At 69.6% G+C, this 12,243-nt stretch carries 8 protein-coding genes and 1 pseudogene; 5 read left to right on the top strand and 4 right to left on the bottom strand.

From position 1 onward, the window contains the following. Together pchE and pchR are read right to left on the bottom strand one after the other, a co-directional pair. A partial coding sequence (gene pchE, locus FFS27_RS18710; RefSeq protein ID WP_137952140.1) for a pyochelin non-ribosomal peptide synthetase PchE occupies positions 1–3,159 on the bottom strand: 3,159 nt, incomplete at its 3' end. A 193-nt stretch (positions 3,160–3,352) separates the two neighbouring features. Beyond that, positions 3,353–4,243: a pyochelin biosynthesis transcriptional regulator PchR gene (pchR, locus tag FFS27_RS18705; protein WP_003110567.1), complete on the bottom strand. Its 891-nt coding sequence runs from the start codon at positions 4,241–4,243 to the stop codon at positions 3,353–3,355. Between the two features lie 229 nt (positions 4,244–4,472). Here pchR and pchD point away from each other — a divergent pair, with 229 nt between their 5' ends. The 4 genes from pchD to pchA are packed head-to-tail and all read left to right on the top strand — an operon-like array spanning position 4,473 to position 8,600. Continuing rightward, the gene (pchD, locus tag FFS27_RS18700) at positions 4,473–6,116 is read left to right on the top strand and encodes a pyochelin biosynthesis salicyl-AMP ligase PchD (RefSeq protein WP_003110568.1); all 1,644 of its coding nucleotides are present in this window, start codon (positions 4,473–4,475) and stop codon (positions 6,114–6,116) included. Further along, entirely contained in the window at positions 6,113–6,868 is a 756-nt protein-coding gene (gene pchC, locus FFS27_RS18695; RefSeq protein ID WP_137952139.1) for a pyochelin biosynthesis editing thioesterase PchC, read from the top strand. The genes pchD and pchC overlap by 4 nt, the downstream gene beginning before the upstream one ends. Next, positions 6,868–7,173 (top strand): isochorismate lyase PchB, encoded by a 306-nt coding sequence (pchB, locus tag FFS27_RS18690; RefSeq protein WP_003106950.1) that lies wholly within the window; start codon positions 6,868–6,870, stop codon positions 7,171–7,173. The genes pchC and pchB overlap by 1 nt, the downstream gene beginning before the upstream one ends. Beyond that, a complete protein-coding gene (pchA, locus tag FFS27_RS18685; protein WP_003114686.1) occupies positions 7,170–8,600 on the top strand; it encodes an isochorismate synthase PchA in 1,431 nt (476 codons plus the stop codon). Before pchB ends, pchA begins: the two co-directional genes overlap by 4 nt. An 88-nt stretch (positions 8,601–8,688) precedes the next feature. Here the strand turns inward: pchA and ssb are convergent, their stop codons facing one another. Further along, complete coding sequence (gene ssb, locus FFS27_RS18680; protein ID WP_003114685.1) at positions 8,689–9,186, bottom strand: single-stranded DNA-binding protein; 498 nt, start codon at positions 9,184–9,186, stop codon at positions 8,689–8,691. A 16-nt stretch (positions 9,187–9,202) separates the two neighbouring features. Next, the gene (locus FFS27_RS18675) at positions 9,203–10,591 is read right to left on the bottom strand and encodes an MFS transporter (protein ID WP_021265321.1); all 1,389 of its coding nucleotides are present in this window, start codon (positions 10,589–10,591) and stop codon (positions 9,203–9,205) included. Between the two features lie 213 nt (positions 10,592–10,804). Here FFS27_RS18675 and FFS27_RS18670 point away from each other — a divergent pair. After that, a pseudogene (locus FFS27_RS18670) lies at positions 10,805–12,243 on the top strand (excinuclease ABC subunit UvrA); the annotation flags it as partial.

Genomic DNA, 12,243 nt, shown 5'->3' with positions numbered 1-12,243 from the left:
GGACTGGCTGGCGGCGGAGTCCGCCAGCCAGTCCAGCCAGCGCCGGCGCAAACCGTCGTCTAGCTCCAGCGGCGCCTCCAGCAGCGCGCCGAGGATTTCCCGGGTGAGTACCGCCTCGGCCTCTGCCAGGCCGGCGAAGGGCTGTGCGGCCGGCAGTTCCATGGAGCCTTCGGCCCGTGGCGCCAGGCGCGGTACCAGCACCGCGCCGAGGCTCGCCACGCCACCGCCGAGCACCGCCGCGCAGGCGCTCTCCACGCCAGCCTGGGCGCACAGCGCGGCCTCCACCTCGCCCAACTCGATGCGCTGGCCGCGCACTTTCACCTGCTGGTCGACCCGACCGAGGAATTCCAGGGTACCGTCGCCCCAGTAGCGACCGCGATCGCCGGTGCGATACCAGCGGCCCTGGGCATCGTGGACGAAGCGCCGGGCGCTGAGTTCGGGATCGTTGCGATAACCGCGGGCCAGGCTGGCGCCGCCGATCCACAACTCGCCGACCACCAGGTCCGGCACGTCGCGCCCGTGGGCGTCGACCACCCGGTAGGCCTGTCCCGGCAATGGCCGGCCGTAGGGAATCGAACGCCAGTGCGGCGGCACCGTATCGACGCTCTGCAGGTTCGACCAGATGCCCGCTTCGGTAGCGCCACCCAGCACATGCAGGCGGCAGCCTTCGGCACAACGTGGGCGCAGGCGGCCGGGCAGGTCCAGGGCCACCCAGTCGCCGGACAGCAGCACCGCCCGCAGACTGCGATAGTCGGCCTGGCTCGCCGGCAGGCTGAGGGCCATCTCCAGCAAGGCCGGCGCCGAGTTCCACAGGCTCACCGCATGCCGCTGGATAGCCTCCGCCCAGGCGGCGGCATCGCGCGCCTGTTCCTGGGCCGGCAGGACCAGGCTGGCACCGGCGCCGAGGCCGCCGAACAGGTCGAAGACCGACAGATCGAAGTCCAGCGCGGAGACCGCCAGCAAGCGGTCCGCTGCGTCCACCCGCAGCAGGTCGAGCAGCGCGTCGATGGTATTGATCGCCGCCGCGTGGCTGACCTCGACGCCCTTGGGCACCCCGGTGGAGCCCGAGGTGTAGATCACATAGGCGCTGGCCTGCGGCGCCAGCGGCACGGGGACGGCCAGCGCCGGGCCGCGCAGCAGGCGCTGGACATCCAGGCGCGGCGGCAAGGCCTGCGGATCGTCCTCCTCGGTGATCGCCAGGCATACCCCGGCGGCCTCTTCGATCAGGCGCCGCCGTGCGGGCGGCTGGTCGATGTCCAGCGGCACGTAGCAGGCGCCTGCGGCGAGCACACCGAATACCGCCGCGACCTGCTGCGGTCCGCGCGGCAGGCTGACCTCGACCGCGTCGCCGGGGCGCACCCCGGCTTCGCGCAGGCCGCCGGCGATGCGCAGCGCACGCTCGGCCAGTTCGCCGCGGGTGACACGTTGGTCGCGATAGAGCAGCGCGTCAGCATCCGGCGCCTCGGCGGCGCGAAGGAAGAAGTCGCGATGCAGGGTGCGCGCCGTGGCGCATGCCGGCTGGCCGTTGAGCAGGGCCCGGCGCGCCTGCTGCGCCCAGGGCAACGGCAGATCGGCGGGCTGCTCCCAGGCGCTGTCGCAGAGACGCTGGAGCAGCCCCACGTAGGCTTCGAACATGGTTTCCGGCAGGCCTTCGGGGAACAGGCCGACGACGCTGTCCCAGGCCAGCAGGATACCGTCGCCCACCCGGTAGAGCTGGTGGTCGAGCCAGACCTGCGGGGTCTGCGAGAGCATGTCGTGGAGATCGCCGAAAGCGTCGCGGAAGGCCGCCGGGACGAAGCCCTCCTCGCCCAGGTTGCTGGCGAACACCACCGGCGCCGAGCGCGGCTGGCCCCGCCGGCGCGCCTCGCGGAGCACCTCCAGGGCGGGGAATGCGGCGTGGTCGATGGCTCCGTGGAGGTTGCGCTGGAAGCTCTTCACCGCCTCGGCGAAGGACACCCCGGCCTGCATCCGGCACTCCAGCAGCAAGAGGGTGGTGAAGTCGGCGATCACTTCGCCGATACGCGGGTCGTCGGCATGCCGATCGAACAACGGCACGTTGAGGAGAAATTCCGCGCTTTCGCTCCAGCGCGCCAGGACCAGCGCGAAGGTGCAGCCGAACACGCTGGACAAGGTCACGCCATGCTGCGCGGCAAGACGCTCCAGGCGCCGGCTCTCGCCGGCGGAAAGCTGGAATGCCAGGCGCCGGGTGCGCGGCTGGCGGATGCTTTCCGGCGCGCAGGCCAACGGCAGGGCCGGCGCGTCCGGCAAGCGCGGCAGGCGTTCCAGCCAGTAGTCGCGGGCCCGCGCCGCAGCCTCGGCGCGTTGCGCCGCACGGCGCGCCAGGTAGTCGGCGAAATGCAGCGCCGGCGGCTCCGCCAGGCGCTCCGGCGCCAGGTAGGCAACGCCCAGTTCGGCCAGCAGCAGGCGCAGGCTTTCGACATCGGCGGCAAGCAGGTCGAGACTCAGCCAGAGGCGATCCTCGCCGCCCGGCATGCGCACCAGCCCGAGCAGGAACACCTGGCCACGCTCCACCGCCAGGCATTCATGGGCGCGCCAGTCGCGCAGCGCCTGCCAGTCGCGCTCGGCCTCGTCCACCTGCAAGGTGCGCCAGTCCTGCATGTCGAAGCAGGACAGCGGCGGCGTCGGAAGGATCTGCTGGCGACCGTCGAGGAAGCGCGCCCGCAACATCGGGTGGCGTTGACGCACGCACTCTGCCGCCGCGGCCAGGCGCTGCGGGTCGACATCCCGCGTGCGGAATTCCAGGAAGGCATGGCAGCTGACGTTGCCCAGCACCTCGCCGGCGCCACGTCCCAGCCAGTAGGCCTGCTGCACGGAAGACAGCTCGAACGGCTGGTCGCGATCCTGCGCCGTCGGCAGCGCGACCGTTGCCGGGGCGGACAGCCGGTCCGCGCAGGCCAGCAGGTCGAGCCAGCCCCCCAGGCAGGGGCGCTGCGCCAACTGGGCGAAGTCCAGCGTCGAGCCACGCGCGCGCAGGCGTTCCTGCAGGTACATCAGGCGGATCGAGTCGAGGCCGCAGCCCAGCAGGTCGTCGTCGTCCGCCAGGGCGCGCACGTCGGCAAGCGGTTCACCGAGCAGGTCGGCGAGCTGCTCGGTCAGCCAGTCGCGCAGGGCGGTACGGGAATCGGGGGGCAGATCCATGGGGGCTCCCTAGGGCAAGCATCTGAGGTCGGTTGCCAGTTCCTGGCAACGATTATCAAATGCGACCTTATCTCACTTGACTGGGAGGCCTGGCCGGCAATGCTTTAGACAGCCGGACTGTTTCGTTAGATGCAGCGTCATCCCGCAGCGGCGACACCCCTCCCGTGGCCGGGTCGGGGGTCGTCGCGGAGACTCAGCGGATCTCGCTGGGGGAGATGCCGTAGCGCTTGCGGAAAGCGATGGAGAAATGCGCCGGGCTGTAGCCCACCCGGTAGGCCACCGTGGAGACGTTCGCCTCTTCGTCGCAGAGCATCCGGTGCGCCTCGCGCAGGCGGTATTCCTGCAGGTAGCCGAATACGCTGGCGCCGAACACCTTGCGGAAGCCGGCGGTCAGCTTGCGCGGGTTCATGCCCACGCGGCTGGCCAGCGTGTCCAGCGACGGTGGTTCCTGCAAGGCGCCGACCAGCAGGTCGCGGGCGGCGTGGATGCGCTCGACCTCCGAGCAGGTGATGCGCGGCTCCTCGACGGGGCGCCCCTCGCCGGAAAGGAACTGGGCGCTGAGCGCGGCCAACTCCAGGGCCTTGCCGCCGAGGTAGAGATCGCGGGTCGGACCGAGCATCTGGCAGGTGGCGATCTGCGAGGCCAACGCCTGCATCGCCCGCGGCGCCGGGCAGCTCATGATCCGCGGATCGCCGCCGGGACGGCGTATCAGTTGCTCGGGCAGCCAGCCGAGGCGGCTGTCCAGGGCTTCGACGCCGAGCTGGACGATGGTGTAGCGCAACGGCTTGTCGGTGCCGTAGATCTGCGCCGAGGTGAAGTCGCCGTCGTTGGCGATGGTGCACAGGCTCGGCCCCTCGATGAGGTGCTCGGGCTGGCCGGGGATCCGGCAGCGCAACTGGCCGCTCTGCACGAGGATCAGGCGCAGGCCGCGCTCCAGCGGTTCCTCGAACCAGTCCTCGCTGGCCGAACAGAAGGTTCCGGTCACCAGCTTCATGTTCGGATCGATGTGCGCGATGCCGGGCCGGTTGCCCGGTGCCGGCGCGGCGGCATCGGCCTGTGGCGGAGCAATGATGGTGATGGTCATCAGGTTTTCCTGTAGCCCGGGCGCTGCCGACGCGGCGACGCCTTCCTGGATACGTGGGGGCAGGGGGACTTTTTAGCGGAGATGGACAAAGCGCCCTGCACTCCGCCCCTGCAGCGAATGAAAAAGCCCCGCAATCGAAAGGCGCGGGCTTGCGCGGTCCCTGCCGCCCGCCAATGATAATAAATCTCATTTCCCAGCAATGGCAATCGACCGCATCCACGGAGATCGCATGACTTCCTCGCCCGTCACCCCATCGGCCGTCGACGACGCCCCCGACTGGCCCGCCGCCTTCGTCCGCCGCTATCTCGACGCCGGCCACTGGCAGGACCGGAGCTTCGCCGAAGCCCTGGCCGCCAGCGCCGCGCGCCATCCGCGGCGGATCGCGCTCTGCGACGACGACCAGCGGCTCAGCTATGCCGACCTGCTCCAGCGCTGCCGCCGCCTGGCAGCCGGACTGCGCCAGGCCGGCCTCGCACATGGCGACACGGTGGTGCTGCACCTGCCCAACGGCATCGCCTTCGTCGAGACCTGCTTCGCCCTGTTCCAGCTCGGCGTACGCCCGGTGCTCGCCCTCCCCGCCCATCGCCAGCATGAGATCAGCGGTTTCTGCCGCTTCGCCGAGGCCAAGGCCTACATCGGCGCCGAACGGATCGACGGCTTCGACCCACGGCCGATGGCCCGTGAGCTGCTCGCCAGCGGCGCCTGCCGGATGGCGCTGATCCACGGCGAGGCCGAGGCGCCGCTGCAAGCGCTGGCACCGCTGTACCAGGCCGACGCGCTGGAAGACTGCGCCGCCCGCGCCGAGGATATTGCCTGCTTCCAGTTGTCCGGCGGCACCACCGGCACGCCGAAGCTGATTCCCCGGCGTCATCGCGAGTATCTCTACAACGTCCGCGCCAGCGCCGAGGTCTGCGGCTTCGACGAGCACACGGTGTACCTCACCGGCTTGCCGATGGCGCACAACTTCACCCTCTGCTGCCCCGGGGTGATCGGCACGCTGCTGGCCGGCGGCCGCGTGGTGGTCAGCCAGCGCGCCGATCCCGAGCATTGCTTCGCCCTGATCGCCCGTGAACGGGTCACCCACACCGCCCTGGTACCGCCGCTGGCGATGCTCTGGCTGGATGCCCAGGAAAGCCGCCGCGCCGATCTATCCAGCCTGCGTCTGCTCCAGGTCGGCGGTTCCAGGCTCGGCAGCAGTGCCGCGCAACGCGTCGCACCGGTGCTCGGCTGCCAGTTGCAACAGGTGCTGGGAATGGCCGAGGGGCTGATCTGCTACACCCGCCTGGACGATCCGCCCGAACGCGTGCTGCATACCCAGGGCCGGCCGCTGTCGCCGGACGACGAAGTGCGGGTGGTCGACGCCGAGGGCCGCGAGGTCGGCCCCGGCGAGGTCGGCGAACTGACCGTGCGCGGCCCCTACACCATCCGCGGCTACTACCGCCTGCCCGAACACAACGCCAAGGCCTTCAGCGCGGACGGCTTCTACCGCACCGGCGACCGGGTCAGCCGCGACAAGGACGGCTACCTGGTGGTGGAGGGCCGCGACAAGGACCAGATCAACCGCGGCGGCGAGAAGATCGCCGCAGAAGAGGTGGAGAACCTGCTGATCGCCCATCCGCAGGTGCACGACGCCACCGTCGTGGCGATGCCCGACAGCCTGCTCGGCGAGCGCACCTGCGCCTTCGTCATCCCGCGCCAGCCGGCGCCCTCGGCGCTGAAGCTGAAGCAATACCTGCACGCCTGCGGGCTGGCCGCGTTCAAGGTGCCGGACCGCATCGAGCTGGTCCCGACCTTCCCCCAGACCGGCATCGGCAAGATCAGCAAGAAGGACCTGCGCGAGCGCCTGCGCCGCGAGCTGGAGGCCCGCGCATGAGCGCCGCCTGGGTCCGGCCGTTCCGCCTGACGCCGATGCCGCGCCTGCGCCTGGCCTGCTTCCCCCATGCAGGCGGCAGCGCCAGCTTCTTCCGTAGCTGGAGCGAACGCCTGCCACCAGACATCGACCTGCTTGCCCTGCAGTACCCGGGCCGCGAGGACCGCTTCAACGAGGCGCCGACTACCCGCCTGGAGGACCTCGCCGACGGCGCCGCCCTCGCCCTGCGCGATTTCGCCGACGCGCCCCTGGCGCTGTTCGGCCACAGTCTCGGCGCGGCGCTGGCCTACGAAACCGCCCTGCGCCTGGAAAGCGCCGGCGCGCCGCTGCGCCACCTGTTCGTCTCCGCCCATCCGGCACCGCACCGGCAACGCGGCGGCGCATTGCACCGGGGCGACGAGGCGGCGCTTCTGGAGGACGTCCGCCGCCAGGGTGGCGCCAGCGAGCTACTCGAGGACGCCGACCTGCGCGCGCTGTTCCTGCCGATCCTGCGCGCCGACTACCAGGCAATCGAGACCTACCGACGGGCGCAGCCCATCGCCCTGCCATGCTCCCTCGACGTCCTCCTCGGCGAGCACGACGAGGAAGTCAGCGCGGCCGAGGCGCAGGCCTGGAGCGACGCCAGCCGGACTCCCGCCAGGCTGCGGCGCTTTCCTGGCGGGCACTTCTACCTGAGCGAGGGGCGCGACGCGGTGATCGAGCACCTGCTGCGCCGCCTCGCACATCCCGACGCCCTTTCCCGAGAGGTTGCATGATGAAAACTCCCGAAGACTGCACCGGCCTGGCGGACATCCGCGAGGCCATCGACCGGATCGACCTGGATATCGTCCAGGCCCTCGGCCGCCGCATGGACTACGTCAAGGCGGCGTCGCGCTTCAAGGCCAGCGAGGCGGCGATTCCGGCGCCCGAGCGGGTCGCCGCGATGCTCCCCGAGCGCGCCCGCTGGGCCGAGGAAAACGGACTCGACGCGCCCTTCGTCGAGGGACTGTTCGCGCAGATCATCCACTGGTACATCGCCGAGCAGATCAAGTACTGGCGCCAGACACGGGGTGCCGCATGAGCCGGCTGGCACCCCTGAGCCAGTGCCTGCACGCCTTGCGCGGCACCTTCGAGCGCGCCATCGGCCAGGCGCAGGCGCTCGATCGTCCGGTGCTGGTGGCGGCGTCGTTCGAGATCGACCCATTGGACCCGCTGCAGGTATTCGGTGCCTGGGACGACCGGCAAACGCCCTGCCTGTACTGGGAACAGCCCGAGCTGGCGTTCTTCGCCTGGGGCTGCGCCCTGGAGCTGCAAGGCCACGGCGAACAGCGCTTCGCCCGGATCGAGGAAAACTGGCAATTGCTCTGCGCCGACGCCGTGGTCGAGGGCCCGCTGGCGCCGCGCCTGTGCGGCGGATTCCGCTTCGATCCGCGCGGCCCGCGCGAGGAACACTGGCAAGCCTTCGCCGATGCCAGCCTGATGCTCGCCGGCATCACCGTGCTGCGCGAGGGCGAACGCTACCGGGTACTCTGCCAACACCTGGCCAAGCCCGGCGAAGATGCCCTGGCCCTGGCCGCCTACCACTGCTCGGCGCTACTGCGCCTGAGGCAGCCGGCCAGGCGCCGGCCCTCGGGGCCGACCGCTGGCGCGCAGGGCGACGCTTCGGCGCAGGAGCGCAGGCAATGGGAAGCCAAGGTGAGCGACGCGGTAAGCAGTGTCCGCCAGGGACGCTTCGGCAAGGTCGTGCTGGCCCGCACCCAGGCCCGGCCTCTCGGCGACATCGAGCCGTGGCAGGTCATCGAACACCTGCGTCTGCAACATGCCGACGCCCAGCTGTTCGCCTGTCGCCGCGGCAACGCCTGCTTCCTCGGCGCCTCCCCGGAACGCCTGGTCCGCATTCGCGCCGGCGAGGCACTCACCCATGCCCTGGCCGGGACCATCGCCCGCGGCGGCGATGCCCAGGAAGATGCGCGGCTCGGACAGGCCCTGCTGGACAGCGCCAAGGACAGGCACGAACACCAGTTGGTGGTGGAGGCGATCCGTACGGCCCTGGAACCCTTCAGCGAGGTACTGGAAATCCCCGATGCGCCCGGCCTGAAACGACTGGCGCGAGTCCAGCACCTGAACACGCCGATCCGCGCCCGCCTCGCCGACGCAGGCGGCATCCTGCGGCTGCTGCAGGCGCTGCATCCGACCCCCGCGGTGGGCGGCTACCCACGCAGCGCGGCGCTGGACTACATCCGCCAGCACGAAGGGATGGATCGTGGCTGGTACGCCGCGCCGCTGGGCTGGCTCGACGGCGAAGGCAACGGCGATTTCCTGGTGGCGCTGCGCTCGGCCCTGCTCACGCCGGGCCGGGGCTACCTGTTCGCCGGCTGCGGTCTGGTAGGCGATTCGGAACCGGCCCACGAGTATCGCGAAACCTGCCTTAAGCTCAGTGCCATGCGGGAAGCTCTATCCGCCATAGGCGGCCTGGACGAAGTGCCCTTGCAGCGCGGCGTCGCCTGAAAACGAAGACCCCCTGCGGCCCGAGGGCGGCAGGGGGTCTTCGAAGGTCTGCCCGTGGCGCGGACGGGCCGCGCCGCAAGGGCGTCGCTTAGAACGGAATGTCGTCGTCGAAGCTGTCGTAGTCCTGGGCCGGTTGCGGCGCCGGTTGCTGCTGCGGGGCCGGACGCGACTGTTGCTGCGGGGCCTGCTGCGGGCGCTGCATGGGCTCGCGCGGGGCGCGCTGCGAATCGTCGCCGGAGGGGCGGCCGCCGAGCAACTGCATGTTGCCGTTGATGTCGACCACGATCTCGGTGGTGTAGCGATCCTGACCGTCCTGGCCCTGCCACTTGCGGGTGCGCAGGCTGCCTTCGACGTAGACCTGGGAACCCTTGCGCAGGTACTCGCCGGCGATCTCCGCCAGGCGGCCGAAGAACACCACGCGGTGCCATTCGGTGCGCTCCTGTTGCTGGCCGGTCTGCTTGTCCTTCCAGCTCTCGCTGGTGGCGAGGGTGATGTTGGTCACCGCATTGCCGTTGGGCATGTAGCGGGTTTCCGGGTCACCACCGACGTTACCAACCAGAATGACTTTGTTAACCCCACGGGCCATGACGTTCTCCTAAGGTTCAGCATCCGCCCGGCGCGGCCTGGGCCAGGCGCTCGAGGGCGGTGCGATCCACTTGTTGGGTATCCACTTTGACATAGACGGCGGCCTCCTCGGCCACCACCACGGCGTCTGCCACACCGGGCAACGCCCTGAATCGCTGGACCAGCACCGCGTCCTGCAGCGCGGCGGGCGCGAGCGGCAGGCGAATGCTGGTCACATAAGGCGGTTCGCGCATGGTAACAGCAATCGCCAGCCAGAGGGCAGCGAGCACCGCGCATCCGATGAACACCATGCTCAGCCCGCCGTGCTGGAACATCCAGCCGCCGAGGATGCCGCCCAGCGCCGCGCCGAGGAATTGGCTGGTGGAATACACCCCCATCGCCGTGCCCTTGCCGCCGGCCGGCGAGACCTTGCTGACCAGCGACGGCAACGAGGCTTCGAGCAGGTTGAAGGCAGTGAAGAACACCACCGTGCCGACCACCAGCATGGCCAGGCTGTGACCGAAGACCAGGAAGAACAGTTCGCAGGCCAGCAGGGTCGCCACCGCGCCGGTCAGCACGCGCTTCATGCGACGCTTCTTCTCGGCGTAGATGATGAACGGCACCATGCCGAAGAAACCGACCAGCAGCGCGGTCAGGTAGACCCACCAGTGCTGCTCCTTGGGCAGGCCACCCTCGTGCACCAGCGCCAGCGGCAAGGCGACGAAGCTGGCCATGAGGATGGCGTGGAGGATCAGGATGCCGGCGTCCAGGCGCAGCAGGTCGCCGTGCTTCAGGGTCGGCAGCAGGGCCTGGCGCGCCACGCTGGATTCGCGGTGCTGGGTCATGTGGTCCGGCTGTGGGACGAAGAACAGGATCAGCAGCAGGCCGACCAGCGCCATCCCGGCGGTGAACCAGAACAGCCCATGCAGGCCGAACAGATGGGTCAGCACCGGGCCGAGCACCATGGCCACGGCGAAGGAGACGCCGATGCTCATGCCGATCATCGCCATCGCCTTGGTCCGGTGTTGCTCGCGGGTGAGGTCGGAGAGCAGTGCCATCACCGCCGCCGAGATCGCCCCGGCGCCCTGCAGGACGCGGCCGGCGATCACCCCCCAGATGGAGTCGGCATTGGCCGCGAGGGCCGCGCCGGCGGCAAAGATCAGCAGCCCGACGACGATCACCGGGCGCCGGCCGATGCGGTCGGAAATGGTCCCGAAGGGAATCTGCAGGATCGCCTGGGTCAGGCCATAGGCGCCGATGGCCAGGCCGATCAGCGCCGGGGTCGCGCCGGCCAGGTCCTGGCCGTAGGTGGCCAGCACCGGCAGGACCATGAACATGCCGAGCATGCGGAAGGCGAATACCAGTGACAGCCCGACGGCCGCTCGCGTTTCGGTACCGCTCATCCGCTCAGTATGTGAGTCGTGCATAACACCCTCATGGAAGAAACCGCTGCAGGGCAAGGCCTCATGCCCCTGCCGATGGCGCCGCCGCCCGCTCCTGGGCGGCCGGGGCAATGCCCGCGCCGGAAAAATGCCGCGCATTCTACCAGTCCGCCCCCTCGCGGCACAGGCGCGCCACTTTGCCGCGCGCTAGCGGCCAGCCGTATAATCAGCGGTTTTCGCCCGCCATGCGAGGCCGCTGTGGATAAGATCCTGATTCGTGGGGCGCGTACCCACAACCTGAAGAACGTCGACCTCACACTGCCACGCGACAAACTGATCGTGATCACCGGTCTTTCCGGTTCCGGCAAGTCTTCCCTGGCTTTCGACACGCTCTATGCGGAAGGCCAGCGGCGCTACGTGGAATCCCTCTCGGCCTACGCCCGGCAGTTCCTGTCGATGATGGAGAAGCCGGACGTGGACACCATCGAAGGGCTGTCGCCGGCGATTTCCATCGAACAGAAGTCCACTTCCCACAACCCACGCTCCACCGTGGGTACGATCACCGAGATCTACGACTACCTGCGCCTGCTTTATGCCCGCGTCGGTACCCCGCGCTGCCCGGACCACGACATCCCGCTGGAGGCGCAGACCGTCAGCCAGATGGTCGACCAGGTCCTGGCGCTGCCGGAAGGCAGCAAGCTGATGCTGCTGGCGCCGGTGATCCGCGAGCGCAAGGGCGAGCACCTGGCGGTGTTCGACGAGATGCGCGCGCAGGGTTTCGTCCGCGCCCGGGTCGACGGCAAGCTCTACGAACTCGACGAAGTGCCGAAGCTGGATAAGCAGAAGAAGCACAGCATCGATGTGGTGGTGGACCGCTTCAAGGTTCGCGCGGACCTCCAGCAACGCCTGGCCGAGTCGTTCGAGACCGCCCTGTCCCTGGCCGACGGTATCGCCCTGGTAGCACCGATGGACGAGGACGAGGATGTCGAGGAGATCATCTTCTCGGCGCGCTTCGCCTGCCCGGTCTGCGGCCACTCGATCAGCGAGCTGGAACCCAAGCTGTTCTCCTTCAACAACCCGGCCGGCGCCTGTCCGACCTGCGACGGCCTCGGCGTGAAGCAATTCTTCGACGCGCGCCGGGTGGTCAATGGCGAGTTGACCCTGGCCGAGGGCGCGATCCGCGGCTGGGACCGGCGCAACGTCTATTACTTCCAGATGCTCGGCTCGCTGGCCCAGCATTACGGCTTCAGCCTGGAAGAACCCTTCGACGAACTCGGCGCCGAGCACCAGAAGGTGGTGCTCTACGGCTCCGGCCGGGAAAACGTCGACTTCCGCTATCTCAACGACCGCGGCGACATCGTCAAGCGTTCGCATCCCTTCGAAGGCATCCTGCCGAACCTGGAGCGGCGCTACCGCGAGACCGAGTCGGCCACGGTCCGCGAGGAGCTGGCCAAGTTCCTCAGCACCCAGCCCTGCCCGGATTGCCACGGTACCCGCCTGCGCCGCGAGGCGCGGCATGTGTGGGTCGGCGACCGGACGCTGCCGGCGATCACCGCGATGCCGGTCGGCGAAGCCTGCGAGTATGCCGCCGGACTCAGCCTGACCGGCCGCCGTGGCGAGATCGCGGCGAAGATCCTCAAGGAAATCCGCGACCGCCTGCAATTCCTGGTCAACGTCGGCCTCGACTACCTGACCCT

It is taken from the genome of Pseudomonas sp. 2VD, from assembly GCF_005503585.1.
GTDB classification, from domain to species: Bacteria; Pseudomonadota; Gammaproteobacteria; order Pseudomonadales; family Pseudomonadaceae; genus Pseudomonas; species Pseudomonas aeruginosa.
Note: the sequence above shows the minus strand (reverse complement) of the source record. Positions and strands in the feature narration are given on the sequence as shown.